The organism is Streptomyces aureocirculatus (assembly GCF_000720475.1).
Classification (GTDB): domain Bacteria; phylum Actinomycetota; class Actinomycetes; order Streptomycetales; family Streptomycetaceae; genus Streptomyces; species Streptomyces aureocirculatus.
This window is the reverse complement of the sequence record NZ_JOAP01000003.1, coordinates 224,784-242,995: the sequence shown is the minus strand read 5'-3', so window position 1 is coordinate 242,995 and position 18,212 is coordinate 224,784. Positions and strand designations below refer to the sequence as shown.

Genomic DNA, 18,212 nt, shown 5'->3' with positions numbered 1-18,212 from the left:
GGCGGACGGCGCCTGAAGCAGGGCCGTGCGACCCGTGAGCCAGTGGCGGACGGCACCCCGGCCGGAACCGGAGGCGATGGGTCCGGCGTGCCCTTCTTAAGAAGGGCACGCTTGACCCTTCTGTGACCAGGCACTACTGAAGGCTCACAGCTTCTGCGTGCGACCTCCCTCTCATCCGGCGTCGCGCCCGCAACCACTCCCCGTAGACTCCCTCCCGTGACACGTCACGGGCCGCGAGGCAAGATGGCCCGGTCGGTCGGCAAGGTGCAGTGATCAGGGAGGAAGCGTCGTCGTGAGCAGCAGGCCATCCCGAGGCGCTGCTCGCCTCGCAGCCATACTCGACGCGCTCCCGGACGCGCTGGTGCTCGTCAACGCCAACGGGACCGTCGTGAACGCGAACGCCATCGCGCTCGAGGCCTTCGAGGCACCCGGCACCGCGCTCGTGGGGCGCGGACTGCTAGATCTGCTGCCGGAGTTCGACTCCCGACTCATCCCCGGCTCCATGCGCCGCCCGGTGACGCTGGACGAACAGGGACGTACCAAGCCGAAGCGGATGATCGCCCGGCGCACGGACGGCAGCGAGTTCCCCGTAGAGGTCACCAGCTCCAACCTTGAGGACAGCCGGCAGGCGTACGACGAGCGGTTCGGCAGCCACGGCGGGTACGGCGGCTACAGCGGCGACGAGATGCTGATGATCGTCGTCCGTGATCTGTCGGGAACGCTCAACACCGAGGCCGAACTCGCCCGGTCGCAGCGGCAGACGGAGATGATCCTGCGGGCCGCCGCCGAGGGCGTCGTCGGCACCGACACCGACGGCCGCGTCGTCCTCGTCAACCCGGCCGCCGCCCAGATACTCGGCTTCCGCGCCAGCGACCTCGGCGGCCAGGAGCTGCACCCGCTCGTCCTGCACTCCCGCGCCGACGGCGAGCCGTTCCCGTACGAGGACTCCCCGCTCGCCGACACCCTGCGCTCCGGCCGCAAGCACCGCGTACGCGGACAGGTCCTGTGGTCCAAGAGCGGCGAGAAGGTCTCCGTCGACCTGACCACGGCCCCCGTGCGCGACGGTGACCAGCTCGTCGGCGCCGTGATGACCTTCACCGACCGGCGGCCGTACGACGCCCTCGCCGAGAAGTACGAGGCCGCCGTCGCCCGGCACGCCGAGGAGCTGCGGACCGCCGCCGAGCAGCGCGAAGCGGAGCTCAGGGACGCCGCCGAGCGGCGCGCCGATGAGCTGCGGGCCGCCGCCGAGCTGCGCGAGGAGGAGCTCGCGGCCGAGCAGGAGCGGTACGCCGCGCTCGCCGAGCGCGAGAAGGACCGCTACGAGGAGCTCGCCGAGCGGGAGCAGACGCGGTACGAGGCGCTCGCCGCGCGCCACAGCCAGCTCGTCGCCGTCCTCGACCGGTCGCTGCGCGGCCCGCTCGACGAGCTCCGCCGCGAACTGTCCGCCCTCGCCTCCGACGACGCGGGACAGCTCTGGCCCGAGGCCAACCAGGTACTGCACCATCTGTCCGCCGGCTACGCCCGCATGACGACGCTCGTCGACAACGTCCTGGGCTACCAGCGGCTCGAAGCCGGTACCGAGCAGTTGGCGCGCACGCCCGTGCTGCTCGACGCCGTCGTCGCCGCCGGAGTCGACGGTGCCGTCGAGCTGATCGGCCCCGGCAGGGCCCAGTTCGCCGTGCACGCGCCGCCGATCGAGGTCGTGGTGGACGCGCGCCGCCTCGCCACGGCCCTCGCCCATCTGATCGCCGACGTCGCCGGAATCGACGCCACCGGCAACACGCGCGCGGGAGCGGGGGCGTACGTCGACTCGACCGTGGTCGTGGCCGCCGCACAGCGCGGCGAGGTCGTCCGCATCGAGGTGCGCGGGCCGTACTCCGGGGGTGACCCGGTGCACGAGCCCGTCGTCCGGGGCGTCGTCGAGGCACACGGAGGCGTGCTCCAGACGCACGAGGTGCCGGGCACGAACGGCAGTGCGTTCGTTCTTGAGGTGCCCATGGGGGATGTGTCCGCCGGTGGGCCATCCTCCGGTGCCGCCGGTGCCTCCAGTGCCTCCGTTGGTTCCTCCGGTTCCTCCGGTTCCTCCGGTTCCTCCGGTTCCTCCGGTTCTACGGAGACTGCTGGTTCGGGCGCCTTGGTGCCCGCGCAGGGGGCGGGCGGCTCCGGGGACTCCGGCAGCACCGGAGGCGGGCGCCGACGGGCCCGGCGGTCCTCTGTGGACTCCTTCCTGGACGGTGCCGTTTCCGGCGACACCGATGCGGGTGCGGGCGGCGACGGCTCCGGTGGGACCGGGCGGCGCAGGCGGCGGGCCGTGGCCGAGGGTCCTGCGAGTGCCGGTCCTGAGGCGGTGGCGGGCGCCGGTGGTGCCGATTCCGGGGCTGCCGGGGGCGTCGGGGCAGGTGCCGGTGACACGTCGGGGGGCGCTTCGGGCGCTTCCGGCGGTACGGGTCGACGGCGCGGGCGGCCGAGTCCGGCCGAGGGCGCCGTGAAGACCGCCGCCGAGCACGCTGCCGGAGCGGCTGCCCTCGGCGAGACCGTGCCGCCCCAGGGAGTGCCGTCACAGGGTGGCCCGGCGCACGGCGGCCACGGGTCGGCGGAGATCGCCGTGGCGTCAGGGCGGCGAGCCCGGCGCGGTGGTGAGCAGCAGGCGTTGGCGTTGCCTTCGGGTACGGGACAGCCCGCCTGGGGTCCGGAAGCCAGTGGTCCGGAAGCCGGTGGTCCTGCCGGGGCAGACGGCGGGGACGCGCCGCGCCCCGGTGGCCGACGGGCCCGGCGTGCGCTGGCCGCCGCCCGCGAGCGTGCCGCCGCGGAAGAGACCACCAGCGGGCGCGTGTTCGCGCTGCCGCCTGCCGAGGCCGACCGCGAGGCGGGCAGCGGTGCGGCCGGCGTGGCGGAGCAGGTGGGCGTGGCCGGGCAGGTGGGCGTGGCGCAGGGTGCCGGGCAGGTGGGTGCCGGGCAGGTGGGTGCCGGTCACGGCGCTGCCGCGCAGGTCGGTGCCTCGGTTAACGTACCGGCCGGTGTGCAGGCAGGACTTCAGGCGCGTACTCGGGGTGGTGTGCCCGTGCAGGGTGGCGCGCCCGCGCAGAGCGCTGTGCCCATGCCGAGTGGTGTGCCCATGCCGGGCGGTGTGCCCGCGGTGCCCGCGCAGGGTGGGGCGCCCGAGGGGTCCGCGCAGGTCCAGGACGACATGGCCGCGGCAGCACACGGTGCCCCGGCAGCGGGAGCGCGGGGCGCCCGTGTCGCCGGTGCGCGGCGCGGTGCGGCCTCGGGAGCGCAGGGGGGCGTGCCGGTGGGCGCGCCCGCGCGGGCTCCGGGTGTCGCGCCCGGGGCGGCTCCGGGAGTCATGCCCGAGACGGGCGCCGCGGGTGCCGTGAGTCCCACGGGTGCCGTGAACCCCACCGGCGCCATGAACCCCACCGGTTCCGTAAGCCCCACCGGCGCCGTGAACCCTGCCCGCCAGGACACCCCCGGGCAGCACTCCGCCGCCCTCCACGACCCGGCCGAGGACCACACACCCCTGGAGCCGCACCCGGCGCAGGCCCCGATGCCGTACGGTCCGGCGGCTCCCCACGCACAGGGCGTGCCGCGCGGTCCGGTGGCCGCACCGGGCACCCCGGCCCAGGGCACGGCCCAGGGCACGGCCCAGGGCACCCCCGCGCCGGGCACCCCCGCGCAGGGCGCCACCAGCGGTCCGGCCACGCCCGGCCCCGCCCCGGTTCCGCAGCAGCAGAACCCCACCGGCCGCCGCCGCGCCCGGCAGACCCCGCCCGCCGAGTCCGTACCGTCGACACCCGCACAGGGCATGCCGGTTCAGGGCATGCCGGTACATGGCACCCCGCCGAGCGATACGCCCGCCGGGGGCACCCCCACACCCCCGCCCGGCGCCGCGCTGCCGCCGGAACGTGACCCACGCGCGCGTGCCGCCCAGCCGCTGCCCGCCGAGACCGCTCCCGTCGACCCGAACTCGACGCAGGGGCGCGCCATCAGCGTGCGCACGCTCGGCCAGGGTGTGCCGTTCGGGCGTCAGGCTCCTCCCGACCGGCCGGGACGCACTCGCCAGGCAGCACCGGCCCCGCAGCCCCAGCCCCACACTCAGGGGGCCCCACAGCCCCCACAGCCCCAGCAGGCCCCGCACGCACAGCCGTTGCCGCAGCCACAGCCCGCGCAGCCGGACCCGGCGCAGACTCCGGCACAGCCCTCCGCGGGAGGCTCGGGACGTCGGCGTCGGCTGTCCACACCGCCTGAGCCTGCGACCGACGAGCGCCAGGACGCGGCCCGCCAGCAAGCCCAAGCCCAGCCTCAGGCCCAGCCCCAGGCCCAGCAGGCCGCTGCCCCGCAGGCCTCGGCCCAGCAGGCCAGGGTGCAGCCGCAGCCCCGGCTCTCGCCGACCACCGAAGGCACCGGTCGTGCCTACGCGATCGGCGCCCCGGACCAGGACGCCGACGAGGGCCCTGAGCTTCTGGACGGTCCCGGAGGCGCCGTGGAGGTGTCCAACCGGCCGCAGCCGCAGCCCATGGACGACGAGTTGCCGCCCGAGCCGCTGGACAACCCGCGCCGTCTCCTGGTGTGGCCCGCACCCGACGTCACCACCCAGCAGGCGCTCAGCGACCGTGGCTACCGTCCTGTCATCGTGCACTCGCGCGAGGAGGTCGACGCGCAGATCGCCGCGTTCCCTGCCGCCCTGTTCGTGGACCCGCTGACCGGGCCGATCACGCGTACCGCGCTGCAGTCGCTGCGCCAGGCCGCGGTCGCCGCCGAGGTGCCCGTCCTGGTCACGGCGGGGCTCGGGCAGGCCTCGCGCGAGGCGGCGTACGGCGCCGACCCCGCCGTACTCCTGAAGGCGCTCGCGCCGCGCGACAGCGAACAGCATCCGCCGCGCGTGCTGCTCATCGAGGAGCACGAGGAGATCGCGCTGGCCCTGACCGCGACGCTTGAGCGGCGCGGGATGCAGGTGGCGCGGGCCGAGAGCGACGCGGACGCGGTCACGCTCGCCGCGCAGATGCGGCCGAACCTGGTGGTCATGGATCTGCTCCAGGTACGCCGCCGGCGTGCCGGGATCATCGACTGGCTGCGCGCGAACGGCCAGTTGAACCGCACCCCGCTGGTCGTCTACACGGCCGCCGTCGACGAGACCGACCTGCCGAAGCTGGCCGCGGGCGAGACCGTGCTGTTCCTGGCCGAGCGGTCCACGAGCGGCGAGGTGCAGAGCCGGATCGTGGATCTGCTCGCGAAGATCGGTACGAACTGAGCCCAGAGGCCGGGAGGCCACGGGCTCGGGCCAGGAGGCCACGGACCCGGGCAGGAACCCGGGGGCCCGAGCAGGAACCCGGGGGCCCGAGCAGGAACCCGCAGGCCCGAGCAGGAACCCGGGGGCCAGAGCGGGAGGCCTCGAAGTCAGTCGGACGGCTCCGTGACGCGGCGCGCCGCCGCGCGGATCGAGGCCCGCAGGCGCGCCTTGTCCTCGTCCTCAGCGCCCACGAGGACGCGCCGCATCTGCGGCACCGCGGAGGCCCAGCCGGCCAGCGCGACCAGCATGAACAGCAGGTCGCGTGCCGGGATGGCGTCCGTGATGACCCCGCGCGCCTGGCCTTCCTCGAAGGTGGCGACCTTGCTGTCGTAGTGCGCCTGGCGCTCGTACTCGTGCGGCAGCTCCTCGGTGCCGCCGTACTCGATGCCCTCCCAGAAGAGCAGGCGCAACACCTCGGGGTGGGTGGCGTGATAGTCCATGAGCCGGTCCATCCAGCCGTCCATGTCGTCGGGGTCCGGCGGCACGCTGACGGCCAGATCGAGCATTTGCTTCTCGAGGACCTGCGCGAAGAGCTCCGCCTTGTTGCCGTAATAGGCGTAGATGAGTTGTTTGTTGGCCTTCGCCTCGCTCGCGATGCGGTCGACGCGGGCTCCGGCGATGCCGTACCGCGCGAACTCCGTGACCGCCGCGTCGAAGATCCGGGCCCGCGTGGCCTCGGGGTCTCTCACTCCCATGGGACCAGCGTAAGCGAACTTCACCGCTAACCAACCGTTTGGTTGCTTGACAGTTTTCGGAACACGGGCGCAGACTTGCAACCAACCAGTTGGTTATGAGCGTGTCCACACTACGGCCGCCCCCACGCACAGAGGAGCCCGTCGCCCATGACTTCAGCCACGCCGTCCCCGCCGGGCGCCCTGACGGCGGAGCTCGCGGAGCCTCGTCCGGCCACGGCACCGCACACGACCTCGGGTACGACCCCGGCGGCCGGGCTGCCGCCCCGCGCTTTTCTCGTCCTCATCGCCGTCTGCACGGCGGTCACCGCGGCGAACATCTACGTCGCCGCGCCGCTGCTCCCCCTCATAGCCAAGGACTTCGGCTCGACCCCGTCGGGCGTGGCATGGATCGCGTCGGTGGCCCAGTTCGGGTATGCGGCGGGGCTGCTGTTCTTCGCCCCGCTCGGCGACCGGGTCAACCGCCGGCGCCTGGTCGCCGCCCTGTCCCTGGCGACGACCGCCGCGCTGGTCCTCGGCGCGATGGCGTCCGGCACCACCGTGCTCGCCGCCGCCGTCCTGATCGCCTCCACGGCGACGGTCGTCCCGCAGTTGCTGGTGCCGCTGGTGGCCGAGCGCGCCCCGGCCGACCGGCGGGCCAGCCATGTCGCGGCCGTCATAGCCGGGCTCTTCACCGGCGTCGTGGCGGCCCGGGTCCTCGGCGGGCTCGCCGGGCAGGCCTTCGGCTGGCGCTGGGTCTTCCTCGGCGCGGCCGCGCTCACGGCGGTGCTCGGCCTGGCCTCCGCGGCCGCCCTGCCCAAGGAGACCCGCCGCCGCACGGGCCCGCTGTTCGGCGGCCTCGCCCAACTCCCCGCCGTGGTGCGGAGCTCACCCGAGCTGCGCCGCGCCTGCATACGCCAGGGCGGAATGTACGGCGCGTGGAGCGCGCTGTGGACCTCCCTCGCGCTCCTCCTCACGAACGAGGGCGACGGGTACGGCATGACGACCGGCGCGGCCGGGCTCTTCGGCCTCTTCGGACTCGCGGCCAGCGTGGTGGCGCCGATCGCGGGCGGATTCGTGGACCGTTTCGGCGCGGCCAAGGTGGTGGCGTCGGCCTACAGCCTCGCGGCGGTTTCGGTGCCGCTGTTCTGGCTGGGCGGCGAGCGCCTCTGGGCGCTGTGCGCGGCGGCGGTCCTCGTGCACGCGGCGCTGGTCGCGAGCCATGTCGCCAATCAGACCCTGGCCCTGACCACCACCTCCACCCCGGCGGTCGCCAACACCGCCTATGTGGTGGCCGGTTTCGCGGGCGGCGCCCTCGCCTCCGCCCTCGCGGGCACGGCGTTCGCCCACTGGGACTGGTCCGGGGTGTGCGCGGTGGCCGCGGGCTGCCTGGCGGTGGGCTGGGGGGCGACATCGCTGCGCATACGCAAGTAGGAGCCGACGGGACGACACACCGGGGCCCCGCGCGACCACCGGTGCCACGCGGGGCACGCCCACGGAGCACCGGCGCCGAACCTGCGTCGGAACACGACGCCGACCCCGTACGGGTACGCGGCGCCGCCCCCGGGGGTACGCGGCGCCGCCCCCGCTTCAGAGCCGGGTCACGTCCAGCTCGCCCGCCGCGTACTGCCTGCGCAGTACCTTCTTGTCGAACTTGCCGACGCTGGTCTTGGGGACCGCCGGAACGAGCGCCCAGCGCTCGGGGACCTGCCACTTGGCGACGCGGGTGGCCAGGAACGCCTGGAGGCCGGCGAAGTCGGTGGTGGCGTCCTCCTTGAGGACGACGGTGGCGAGAGGGCGCTCGCCCCACTTCTCGTCCGGGACGGCGACGACCGCGGCCTCGGCGACGTCCGGGTGGGACATCAGCGCGTTCTCCAACTCCACGGACGAGATCCACTCGCCGCCGGACTTGATGACGTCCTTGGCGCGGTCGGTGAGGGTGAGGAAGCCGTCGGGGCTGATGACGCCGACGTCACCGGTCTTCAGCCAGCCGTCGGGGCTGAACCTGTCCTCGGGCTTGATGACCTCGCCGCCCGCGCCGCCGTAGTAGGCACCGGCGATCCAGTTGCCGCGTACTTCGAGCTCGCCCGCGGACGTGCCGTCCCAGGGCAGGTGGGAGCCGTCGGGGCCGGTGAGCCGGGCCTCGACCCCGGCGGGGAAGCGGCCCTGGGTGAGCCGGTAGCCGAACTCCTCCGCGGTGCCGAGGGCATGGGCGGGCGGACGGGCCACGGTGCCGAGCGGAGAGGTCTCGGTCATGCCCCAGGCGTGGCAGACGCGCATGCCGAGCGTGTCGAAGGCCTCCATCAGGGAGGGCGGACAGGCCGAGCCGCCGATGGTGACCTGGGTGAGGCTGCTGACGTCGCGGGGCTTGGCGGTGAGCTCGGCGAGCAGGCCCTGCCAGATGGTGGGCACGGCGGCGGCGTGCGTGGGCCGCTCGGACTCGATCATCTCGGCCAGCGGCGCGGGTTGCAGGAAGCGGTCCGGCATCAGCATGCCGACGCCGGTCATGAAGGTGGCGTGCGGCAGGCCCCAGGCGTTGACGTGGAACTGCGGCACGACGACGAGGCTGAGGTCGGCGTCCGTCAGGCCCATGGACTGGGCCATGTTGACCTGCATGGAGTGCAGATAGATGGAGCGGTGGGAGTAGACGACGCCCTTGGGGTCGCCGGTGGTGCCGGAGGTGTAGCACATGGCGGCGGCGCGGCGTTCGTCGAGCTCGGGCCAGTCGTAGGCGGTGGGCTTGCCCGCGACGAGTTCCTCGTATTCGTGGACGCGGGCCCGGCCGCCTTCGAGGAGGGTGCGGTCGCCGGGCCCGGAGACGATCACGTGCTCGACGGTCGTCATCCGGTCGAGCAGCGGTGCGAGGAGGCCGAGCAGCGAGCCGTTGACGATGATCACGCGGTCCGCGGCGTGACCGACGATCCAGGTGAGCTGTTCGGCGGGGAGCCGCAGGTTGAGCGTGTGCAGGACGGCCCCCATGCAGGGGACGGCGAAGTAGGCCTCGACGTGCTCGGCGTTGTTCCACATGAACGTCGCCACGCGCTCGTCGTCCTCCACGCCGAGGTCCTCGCGCAGGGCGTGGGCGAGCTGAGCGGCGCGGGCACCGATGTCGCGGAAGCTGCGGCGCTGCGGGGCGCCGTCGCCGGTCCAGGTGATGACCTGCGAATCCCCGTGTATGACCGTTCCATGGTTGAGGATGCGGGTCACAGTCAGCGGTACGTCCTGCATGGTGCTCAGCACGGCGTCCTCCCGGAGGCGTGGCACGGGCAACCGGGCGTTCCCGGCGCTCTGCCTGGCAGTAGCCCCAGATTCTTGCCGCATACCGCGCGGTATGTCACTACCGCGGGAGCACATGAAGGGAAAAATCACCGCGTGCGGCCGGACGCGTCGGCACACCGGCCGCAGCGAACCGGCCTCGCGTACCGCTCTCAGCGGACCGGAGTGAGCTCCGGGTCCTCGCGGAGCTTGCCGAGCGCACGGGACACCGCGCTCTTCACCGTGCCGATGGAGACCCCGAGCACCTCGGCCGTCTGGGCCTCGCTCAGGTCCTCGTAATACCGCAGGACGACCATCGCCCGCTGCCGCGCCGGCAGCTTCATGATCGCGCGCCACATCGCGTCGTGCAGCGCCTGCTGCTCGGCCGGGTCACCGGCCGGCACGGTCTCGGGCTCGGGCAGCTCGTCGCAGGCGAACTCGTCGACCTTGCGCTTGCGCCACTGCGAGGTGCGCGTGTTCAGCAACGCCCGGCGGACATAGCCGTCGAGCGCCCGGTGGTCCTCGATCCGGTCCCAGGCCACATACGTCTTCGTCAGTGCCGTCTGCAGCAGGTCCTCGGCATCGCTCGGGTTCGCCGTCAGCGAGCGGGCGGTGCGAAGCAGCACCGGCTGACGCGCCCGGACGTAAGAGGCGAACGACGGGTAGGCGGAAGGACTCGTGGTCCGCGTCGCGGCCTTCGATGCACTGGTGCACACGGTCACCATGGATGCGGTCATGGCTCCACGCTAGAAGCGACCCCTACATCAGCGGATCGGCCGCAGGTCCCGAAGCCTTGTCCGCCTCAGGTTGTACGAGGGGAGCCTGCCCCACCTCCTGAAGGTGGAGGAGGTGGAGCGGACCCCTGCGGGTTCAACCCTGAGGTGTACGCGAACGCCCGCGCGGGGGGCGCGGTTCCGGCGCACACGGCGCCCGTCGAAATCTAGCCCAGGGTGGCCACCGGTGCGTCCACGAGGTTGCGGTCGATGGTGATGGTGCGCCCGCCGTGGCGCTCCGTGACATTGCCCGCGTACTGGTGGATCCGGCTGCGGGGCTGCCAGGCGTCGCGGCCGAGCGCGGGCTCGCCGTTCAGGTCGGGGGCTGTGTGCCAGCGCGCGAACCACATCACCGACGGCAGGTCCCGTACGCCGTCGCGCCGCGCCTCGTCCATGTGCGTTACGCCGGAATTGGCGCTGCTGTAGAAGCCCGGTACGTAGTTGTGGCTGCGTACTTCGCGGTTCCAGGCGCGGACGAAGGAGAGCGTGGCCTTGGCGCAGTCCCGCTGCTTGTGCCGGTACGCCTCCATGTCCAGGTAGAGCGGGCTCTCCGGTTCGATGCCCATCTCCTTGGCCCTGTTGACCGCGTCCGTGCCCTCGCGGGTGCCCTGTTCCCAGGGTTTGCTGCCGATGCGGACGTGCTGCTTGTTCTTCGCCACGACGCACGGGGACTGGGAGCCGACGTACAGCGGAAGGACCCGCCAGCCCATGTCGTCCACCGAGCTCAGCCACTCCCGGCTCAGGTGCTTCTGCTTGGCGCAGGCCCGGCCGCGGCCCCCGAAGTACACCCCCACCGCGCCGTAGTCGGACGCAAGCCAGCGCCTCATGGTGTCGACGGCCGGTGCCTGGCAGGTGTCGAAGGCCCGGCCGTAGAAGGTGTCGGGGGCGCCGAGGGTCCTCCCTGCGGCGGCACCCGGCCGCAGCCCGGCGTCGGCACCGGCACCGGCACCGGTTGATCCGGCAGCGGCCGCCCCGACGACGACCGCGTCGGCGTCGGCGTCGGCTGGTGTGGTCGTGTCCATGGCCAGCGTCCCCGCGGCCAGGGCGAGGACTGTTCCCAAGAGCATCTTTCGGTGGCGCATACGGCGAGTGAACGGGGCGGGCCCGCCGCCGAGCGCGGGACACGCGCCGGTTCAGCCGTCCGCCGCGAGAATCAGCCCCGATGTGGGGACACCGGTGCCTGCCGTCACCAGGACGCGCGCGGCATCACGTATCTGGTTCACCGCCGTGCCCCGCACCTGCCGGACAGCCTCGGCCACACCGTTCATCCCGTGCAGATACGCCTCCCCGAGCTGCCCGCCGTGGGTGTTCAGCGGCAACCGCTCCGCCGCCACGAACTCCGCCGCCTCACCAGGACCGCAGAACCCGAACTCCTCCAGTTGCATCAGGACGAACGGAGTGAAGTGGTCGTACAGGATCCCCACGTCCACCTCCCGCGGCGAAAGACCGGCCGCGCGCCACAACTGCCGCGCCACCACGCCCGTCTCGGGCAGGCCGGTCAGGTCGTCGCGGTAGAAGCTGGTCATCTGCTCCTGTGCCCGGCCCGCGCCCTGCGCCGCGGCGGCGATCACCGCCGGTGGATGCGGCAGGTCACGGGCGCGCTCGACGCTCGTCACGACGAGGGCCTGCCCGCCGTCCGTCTCCTGGCAGCAGTCGAGGAGGCGCAGCGGCTCGACGATCCACCGCGACGCCGCGTGGTCCGCGGCCGTGATGGGCCTGCCGTAGAAGTACGCCGCCGGGTTCGTCGCCGCGTACTTCCGGCCGACCACCGCCACACGGCCGAACACCTCCGGAGTCAGGTCGTACGCGTGCAGATAGCGCTGCGCCGCCATCGCCACCCATGACGCGGGCGTGAGCAGGCCGAACGGCAGCGACCAGCCGAGCGCCGCGCCCTCCGCCGACGGTTCCCGGTGCTGCACCCCGGAGCCGAAGCGACGCCCGGAGCGCTCGTTGAACGCCCGATAGCAGACGACCACTTCGGCCACCCCGCTCGCCACCGCGAGCGCCGCCTGCTGCACGGTCGCGCAGGCCGCGCCGCCGCCGTAGTGCACCCGGGAGAAGAACGACAGCTCCCCCATGCCCGCGGCCTGCGCCACCGTGATCTCCGGACTGGTGTCCATCGTGAACGTGACAAGGCCGTCGACGTCGGACGGCCGCAGTCCCGCGTCGTCGAGCGCGGACCGCACCGCCTCCACGGCCAGCTTCAGCTCGCTGCGCCCGGAGTCCTTGGAGAACTCCGTGGCGCCGATCCCGGCGATCGCCGCCCTGCCGCCGAGGCCGTCCTTGTTCCGTACGCTCATGCCGCACCCCCCAAGGGCACGGGGACCGTCACCGTGACCGTGCCCGTCACGTGCTTGCCGATGCTGTTGGCGCCCACGACGCGGACGGTGAGGGTGGCTTCCGCGCCGCCGCCCCGTGCTTCCCGCCCGACCGACTCCTGCTCGACCCTCCCCGTCAACACCATCGTGTCGCCCGGGTAGTTGGGCGCGCCAAGGCGGATGGCCACCTTGCGCAGTACGGCTTCCGGGCCGAGGCAGTCCGTGATGTAGCGGCCCACCAGGCCGTTCGTCGTGAGGATGTTCATGAAGATGTCGGGGGAGCCCTTCTCACGCGCCAGCTCCGCGTCGTGGTGCACGTCCTGGTAGTCCCGCGAGGCGATGGCCCCGGCGACGATCAACGTGCGGGTGATCGGTATCTCCCGCGGCGGGAGGGTGGTACCTGACCTGGTCATTCGCCCTCCTTCGGCGGTACGGGCTCCCGCGGCGGTACGGGCCTCTTCGGCGGTACGGGCTCCCGCGGCGGTACGGGCCTCTTCGGCGGTACGGGCCCGTCCGCCGCCCCGGCCCCGCCCGCGTCCGGATCGACCGGCCGGAACACCGGCAGCTCCCACTCCTCGCCGTCGACCCGCCGGAACTCCAGGCGCACCGGCATCCCGATGCGCACCTCGTCGGGTGCCGCCCCCACCACCTCGCTGATGATCCGCACCCCCTCCGCGAGTTCGACGAGCACCACCGCGTACGGCGGGTCGAAGGCAGGGAACGGGGGGTGGTGCATCACGACGTACGAATAGACCGTGCCGGCACCGCTTGCCGCGACCGTGTCCCACTCCGGCGCGCCACAGCCGTTGCAGCCGGGCAGCCAGGGGAAGCGCAGTCGGGCGCAGGCGGCGCAGCGCTGGATGAGCAGCTCGTGCCGGGCCACTCCGTCCCAGAATCCCGCGTTGTCCCTGTTGATCACGGGACGTGGTCGCCGACTCCCGGCGGCCGGGGGCTCCGCCCTCTTCGGCGGCCTGCGCGCGGGCGCGTACTTGAGGATCCGGAAGCGATGGGTCCCCGCGGGCTCGCCGTTCGCGCGGACGTCCATCCGCGTGGTCACGAAGTACCCCGTGCCGAGCTTGGTCGTCTTGCGCTCCGAGACCGACTCGATCACCGCGTCGAAGGTGATCGCGTCGCCGGGGTGCAGCGGCCGCAGATACTCCTGTTCGCAGTCGGTCGCCACCACGGAGGCGTAACCGGCGTCGTCGAGGAGCGCGAACAGTTCGTCGTACGCCTCCGAGCGGTCGGTGTGCCCGGAGAGACCGCCCATCGTCCACACCTGGAGCATGGTCGGCGGCGCGACGGCGTCCGCTCCGGCGTACGCGGCGTGCGCGTCCCCCATCGCCTCGCACCAGTGCCTGATCATCGGAGCGTTCACCGGGTCCTTGCCGCGCCCGGCGACGGCGGCGGGCTTCCCCACGTACTCCTTCAGCCGCGCGTACAACCCGTCATCCGTCACGTCAGGCACCTCCGGCACATTCGGCACAGACCCTCACGCCGCTCGCGGCGCGCATGCGCTTCGGCCAGTTTCAGGCAGACCCAAGGCGCGTCGGCCCGGCGCACCGGCAGGGCACCAGCAGGGCACCAGCAGGGCCCAGCAGGACACCGACAAGGTCTTCTGACTGTCCGTCAGACACAACCCGGCCGTCAAGGCCCCGCACACGACTGCGCGGCGGTGCCGAAGCACCGCCGCGCAGCATCACATCACCCCACAGCGCCGGCCCCCGGGGATCACTCCCCGACGAGGCCCCGGGTCACCAGAGCTCGCTGAAGTTGACGGCGACGTTCGCGTTCGTCTGCTCGATGGCTGTGAACGCGGAGCCGTTGACCTGAGCGGTGTTGCTCTGGTTCGCGGCGCCGTTGCCGACCGCCTGCTGCTGCGTAGTGGACGAGTTGCCGTTGTTGTCGTCGCCGACGCCACTGCCGAGAACAGTGGCCACACCCGCGTTGGATCCGTCGTCCGCGAACGAACCGTTGTCGGCCGTCGCCACACCGGAGAAGAGAGCGGCGGCGAGAGGCAGGGCCGCGACAGCAGCGAGGGCACGGGCGGTACGGATGCTTGCCATGTCATTCCTCCAGAACGGGAGATACACCCCGGCAGAAAGCCGGAATCACCTCAACTAGGGCTTGCAGCAAGGCGGTTGGCCGACCACCTCGATATCTGCACTGCACGACGTCGCGACTCCAGAGTTGCCCACCGAATCCCCTCGGAACCACCCCGTAAGACACAGTTCCCCCGCAAGCGTGAGGACAAGTCGATAAACGTGCTTTGCAGCAGCAGACGCTCCGTACGGCAACCTCGCGAGCGCCGGAAGCGAGGCGCCGCACGGGCAGTAGCGCCCCGGCGACCACCGGAAAAAAGGCCCGCCACGCCCGCGGAACGCGCCACCCAGGGCCACCCCTCTTCCCTTCATCGAACGTCTGTACGAAAATGAGGCATGGCCTCCTCCGACCGCCATGCCGCAGATCGCAACCCCCCTGACGAGACCCCCAGGCGCCCGGCCCCGCACCCCGAGCGGATCGCCGCCCGGCACACCGCCACCCTCGCGCTCGCCCACGCCCTGTCCGCGGCCGAGCGCGGACTCGCCGTCATCCCGCTCTCCCGGACCAAGCTCCCCGCGCTCCGCTCCCCACACCACGACCGCCCGCACCACGACCGCCCGCACCACGACCGCCCGCAGGTCGGGCCTCCGCCGTCGTCGGTGCCACCCTGCCGGGGCGAGTGCGGTCGCACGGGACATGGCGTGTACGACGCGTCGACCGACCCGCACCGCATCCGCGAGCTGTTCGCCGCCGCGCCCTGGGCCGCCGGTTACGGAATCGCGTGCGGACTTCCCCCGTACCACCTGATCGGCATCGACCTGGACACCAAGTCCGGCACCGACGCCCCGGCCGCGCTGCGCGAACTGGCGCTGCGGCACCTGTTCACGATCCCGGAAACGGTCGTCGTGACGACGCCGAGCGGTGGCCGGCACATCTGGTTGTCGGGGCCACCTGACACCGTCGTGCCCAACTCCGCGGGCCGCCTGGCTCCCGGCATCGACATCCGGGGGGCGGGCGGGTACCTGGTCGGCCCGGGTTCCCGTACCGAACACGGCGTCTACAGCACCGTGCCCGGTACGGCCCACCTCCCGCCGGCCGCCTGCCCGGCCGCGCTGCTGCGGCTGCTTGCCCCGGGGCCCCGCCACCGGTCGTCACCGCCGGGCGGCGGCGGCCGGCCGGACCCGCAACAGGGGCAGGGCCTGGTCCAGTTCGTCCTCGCCGCGCACGAGGGGCAGCGCAACACGCGGCTGTTCTGGGCCGCGTGCCGCGCGTACGAGAACGGTCTCGGCGAGGCCCTCACCGGCCCACTCACGGACGCGGCCGTCCAGGTGGGCCTCACCCTCCGCGAGGCCCACTCGACGATCACCTCGGCGGCCCGCCTCACGGGCCACGCCTGAGGGGACGCGCCTTACCGGGTGCACCACCACGGGTCGCGCCCTACGGGATGCGCCTTACGGGACGCGACCGGCGGGAGAAGACCGGCGAGGCACCACCGCCTGGGGTGCGACCGCCGGGATGTGACCCGCACCGCCGAACCACGACTCAGGCAACGTCGTCGAGCCCCACGACCAACTCCTTGCCGGGCACCCCGTCGAACGAGCCCTACGCGATGATCGACGCGATCTGCAACCCCTTCTCCCGCGACGCATCGGCGGCCGCGGTAGGCGCGGCGGCCGCCCCCCGGGCCCCCAGGGCCATGACCGTCCCGACGGCTCCCGCCACCGCCTCAGCGATCCTCATGCCGGTGTCCTTTCCGGCAGCACGCCCTCGGGCACGACGGTCGCGCCCCTGGGGCACCGTGCACCGATGCCCCAGCCCTGCCACCACCGCTGAGCCGCCGCACCCCGGCGAGGTACCGCCCCCTCACCCGGGCGGCTCACCGAACCGGCGAGCCGAACGAGCAGGGGTGCGACAGAACCATGCGGAAGGGGGTGCCTCTCCCATGAGCGGCACCCCCTGCTGACCTGCGAGCTGCGGGCCAGTTCCCGCGGTGGGTGTGGGATTTGAACCCACGGTGGTGTGAACCACGACGGTTTTCAAGACCGTTCCCTTAGGCCGCTCGGGCAACCCACCCCGCGCCCGCGGCCGATGTGGCCGTGGCGCGGGGTCAAGAGTAGCGGGTCAGCTATCGCCCTTGCGTGCGCCCAGGACCACGTCGGTCGTGCGCTCCTTGCCGTCGCGCTCGTAGGTGATCTTCACGGTGTCGCCGGGCTTGTGGGTCCAGATCTGGCCGATCAGGGTCGGGCCGCTGTCGATGACCATGTCGTCCAGCTTCTTGATGACGTCGCCGGACTTGAGGCCCGCCTTGGCCGCGGGGCCGCCAGGCTCCACCGCGGGGCCCGAGCCACTGGCGCCGCGGTCGGAGATGGTCGCGCCGTCCGAGGTCTCCGCCAGGGCGACCGACGCGCCGATGACGGGGTAGGTGGCCTCACCCGTCTTGATCAGTTGCTGCGCGACGTTCTTCGCCTGGTTCACCGGGATCGCGAAGCCCAGGCCGATGGAGCCGGACTGGCCGCCCCCGCCGAGGCCGCCGCCGCTGTCGGCGGGCTTGATCGCGGAGTTGATGCCGATGACCGCGCCGCGCGCGTCCAGGAGCGGGCCGCCGGAGTTGCCCGGGTTGATGGAGGCGTCGGTCTGCAGCGCGCTCATGTACGAGCTCTTGTTGCCGCCGTCGCTGGAGGTCACCGGGCGGTTCTTGGCGCTGACGATGCCCGTCGTGACCGTGTTCGACAGACCGAAGGGGGCGCCGATGGCGATCGTGGAGTCCCCGACGGCCACCTTGTCGGAGTTGGCGAGCGGGATCGGCGTGAGGTTGGCCGGCTTGTCCTTGAGCTTGATCACCGCTACGTCGTAGCCCTCGGCGCGGCCGACGACCTCGGCGCTGTACTTCTTTCCGTTCGAGAACGTTGCCGACAGCTTGCCGCCCTCGGCCGCGGACGCCACTACGTGGTTGTTTGTGAGGATGTGACCCTGGGTGTCATAGACGAAGCCCGTGCCCGTGCCGCCCTCGCCGCTGCCGTTCTGGGCCTCGATCGTGACGACGCTCGGCAGCGCCTTGTTCGCGATGTCCGCCACCGAACCCGGCTGCCGCTTGAGGTCCGCGGGGGCGTCCGAGGCGGAGACGGGCGTCGAGTCCGTGCCGCTGTCGTCGTTGCGGTCCGCCGCCCAGAAGCCGAGGCCGCCGCCGACGCCGCCCGCGATCAGCGCCGCCGCGAGGACCGCCGCGACCAGACCGCCCCGGCGGCCGCTCGGCTTCGGCGCCGACGGCTGCTCCGCCGTCCAGGACGCGCCCCAGTGGGAACCGGCCCCGCCGTCGTGCCCGCCGCCCTGCGCGTACGTCGGCACCGCCGGCGGGGGAGGCGGCGGCCACGCACCGGCCGGGCTCTGGCCGGTGGTGGGCCGGCTCGCGCCTGTGTGGTGTGCCTGGCTCTGGCCCGCGCCCAGGTGCGCGGTCGTGTGGGCGTACGGGTCCGGGACGCTCGGGGCGGGAGCGCTCGGCGCCGGGGCAGGGGGCGCCGGGGCCTGCGCCGGAGCGTGGCCTGGTGAAGCCGGCTCACCCCCGGCGGCAGTCGCCCCGGACTGCGCGGCGGCTCCCCCAGACTGCTCCGGGGGCTGCTGCGCCGGCGCGTCGGGGGCGGAAGCAGCGGGAGTGTCCACCGGCACAGGAGGTGCGGACGGGGCCGGTGGTACTTCGGTGCCCTCGTTCTCGGTGCTCACAGCTTCTTCTCCTCGGTCCACGCTGTCGTACTCGGTCACGGCCTGAGAGCAGCAAACGATCAGATCGGTTCAGATTCGTCTGTAGTCAGCTTTTCCCATGGGCTGTCAGGGCACCATAAGCCGAGGCTGTGCGTTCACGGCGGGCGAAACC

At 72.9% G+C, this 18,212-nt stretch carries 13 protein-coding genes and 1 tRNA gene; 3 read left to right on the top strand and 11 right to left on the bottom strand.

What is annotated here, in order from left to right:
* Window positions 1-292: 292 nt before the first annotated feature.
* On the top strand, window positions 293-5,248 hold the full coding sequence (locus IG78_RS0104195) for a PAS domain-containing protein (protein WP_078964796.1): 4,956 nt from the start codon (window positions 293-295) through the stop codon (window positions 5,246-5,248).
* Between the two features lie 146 nt (window positions 5,249-5,394).
* Here IG78_RS0104195 and IG78_RS0104190 read toward each other — a convergent pair whose 3' ends face one another.
* Window positions 5,395-5,982 carry a TetR/AcrR family transcriptional regulator gene (locus tag IG78_RS0104190; RefSeq protein WP_030559813.1) on the bottom strand — a complete coding sequence of 196 codons (588 nt, stop codon included), beginning with the start codon at window positions 5,980-5,982 and terminating at the stop codon, window positions 5,395-5,397.
* Between the two features lie 147 nt (window positions 5,983-6,129).
* Here IG78_RS0104190 and IG78_RS0104185 point away from each other — a divergent pair, with 147 nt between their 5' ends.
* Entirely contained in the window at window positions 6,130-7,392 is a 1,263-nt protein-coding gene (locus IG78_RS0104185) for an MFS transporter (RefSeq protein WP_037685047.1), read from the top strand.
* 156 nt (window positions 7,393-7,548) lie between these two features.
* On the opposite strand, the gene IG78_RS0104180 is transcribed toward IG78_RS0104185, so the two are convergent.
* From IG78_RS0104180 to IG78_RS0104150, 7 genes are all read right to left on the bottom strand, one after another.
* Entirely contained in the window at window positions 7,549-9,198 is a 1,650-nt protein-coding gene (locus IG78_RS0104180) for a long-chain fatty acid--CoA ligase (protein WP_030559811.1), read from the bottom strand.
* 188 nt (window positions 9,199-9,386) lie between these two features.
* Entirely contained in the window at window positions 9,387-9,950 is a 564-nt protein-coding gene (locus tag IG78_RS0104175) for a SigE family RNA polymerase sigma factor (RefSeq protein WP_016639082.1), read from the bottom strand.
* Between the two features lie 203 nt (window positions 9,951-10,153).
* On the bottom strand, window positions 10,154-11,068 hold the full coding sequence (locus tag IG78_RS0104170; protein ID WP_030559808.1) for a DUF1906 domain-containing protein: 915 nt from the start codon (window positions 11,066-11,068) through the stop codon (window positions 10,154-10,156).
* Window positions 11,069-11,119: 51 nt separating this feature from the next.
* Window positions 11,120-12,286, bottom strand: coding sequence for a lipid-transfer protein (locus IG78_RS0104165; RefSeq protein ID WP_030559807.1), 1,167 nt, complete (start codon window positions 12,284-12,286; stop codon window positions 11,120-11,122).
* Window positions 12,283-12,717, bottom strand: a complete 435-nt coding sequence (locus IG78_RS0104160; protein WP_030559805.1) for a MaoC family dehydratase — start codon at window positions 12,715-12,717, stop codon at window positions 12,283-12,285. Before IG78_RS0104160 ends, IG78_RS0104165 begins: the two co-directional genes overlap by 4 nt.
* Window positions 12,714-13,760, bottom strand: a complete 1,047-nt coding sequence (locus tag IG78_RS0104155; RefSeq protein ID WP_078964795.1) for a Zn-ribbon domain-containing OB-fold protein — start codon at window positions 13,758-13,760, stop codon at window positions 12,714-12,716. Before IG78_RS0104155 ends, IG78_RS0104160 begins: the two co-directional genes overlap by 4 nt.
* 295 nt (window positions 13,761-14,055) lie before the next feature.
* A complete protein-coding gene (locus IG78_RS0104150) occupies window positions 14,056-14,367 on the bottom strand; it encodes a hypothetical protein (RefSeq protein WP_030559802.1) in 312 nt (103 codons plus the stop codon).
* A 372-nt stretch (window positions 14,368-14,739) separates the two neighbouring features.
* Here IG78_RS0104150 and IG78_RS0104145 point away from each other — a divergent pair, with 372 nt between their 5' ends.
* Window positions 14,740-15,741, top strand: a complete 1,002-nt coding sequence (locus tag IG78_RS0104145; protein WP_078964794.1) for a bifunctional DNA primase/polymerase — start codon at window positions 14,740-14,742, stop codon at window positions 15,739-15,741.
* 205 nt (window positions 15,742-15,946) lie between these two features.
* Here the strand turns inward: IG78_RS0104145 and IG78_RS49030 are convergent, their stop codons facing one another.
* The 3 genes from IG78_RS49030 to IG78_RS0104130 all read right to left on the bottom strand — a co-directional run bounded on the left by IG78_RS49030 (window position 15,947) and on the right by IG78_RS0104130 (window position 18,061).
* Window positions 15,947-16,084, bottom strand: a complete 138-nt coding sequence (locus IG78_RS49030; RefSeq protein WP_157855750.1) for a hypothetical protein — start codon at window positions 16,082-16,084, stop codon at window positions 15,947-15,949.
* Between the two features lie 248 nt (window positions 16,085-16,332).
* A tRNA-Ser gene (locus tag IG78_RS0104135) sits at window positions 16,333-16,417 on the bottom strand.
* Window positions 16,418-16,465: 48 nt separating this feature from the next.
* Entirely contained in the window at window positions 16,466-18,061 is a 1,596-nt protein-coding gene (locus tag IG78_RS0104130; RefSeq protein WP_030559799.1) for a S1C family serine protease, read from the bottom strand.
* Window positions 18,062-18,212: the final 151 nt, after the last annotated feature.

What these genes read in the sequence shown, in the direction of transcription:
- IG78_RS0104190 (WP_030559813.1), bottom strand. Translation starts at nt 5,982, where the DNA reads ATGGGAGTGAGAGACCCCGAGGCCACGCGGGCCCGGATCTTCGACGCG.
- IG78_RS0104185 (WP_037685047.1), top strand. Translation starts at nt 6,130, where the DNA reads ATGACTTCAGCCACGCCGTCCCCGCCGGGCGCCCTGACGGCGGAGCTC.
- IG78_RS0104175 (WP_016639082.1), bottom strand. Translation starts at nt 9,950, where the DNA reads ATGACCGCATCCATGGTGACCGTGTGCACCAGTGCATCGAAGGCCGCG.
- IG78_RS0104170 (WP_030559808.1), bottom strand. Translation starts at nt 11,068, where the DNA reads ATGCGCCACCGAAAGATGCTCTTGGGAACAGTCCTCGCCCTGGCCGCG.
- IG78_RS0104165 (WP_030559807.1), bottom strand. Translation starts at nt 12,286, where the DNA reads ATGAGCGTACGGAACAAGGACGGCCTCGGCGGCAGGGCGGCGATCGCC.
- IG78_RS0104160 (WP_030559805.1), bottom strand. Translation starts at nt 12,717, where the DNA reads ATGACCAGGTCAGGTACCACCCTCCCGCCGCGGGAGATACCGATCACC.
- IG78_RS0104150 (WP_030559802.1), bottom strand. Translation starts at nt 14,367, where the DNA reads ATGGCAAGCATCCGTACCGCCCGTGCCCTCGCTGCTGTCGCGGCCCTG.
- IG78_RS0104145 (WP_078964794.1), top strand. Translation starts at nt 14,740, where the DNA reads ATGGCCTCCTCCGACCGCCATGCCGCAGATCGCAACCCCCCTGACGAG.
- IG78_RS49030 (WP_157855750.1), bottom strand. Translation starts at nt 16,084, where the DNA reads ATGAGGATCGCTGAGGCGGTGGCGGGAGCCGTCGGGACGGTCATGGCC.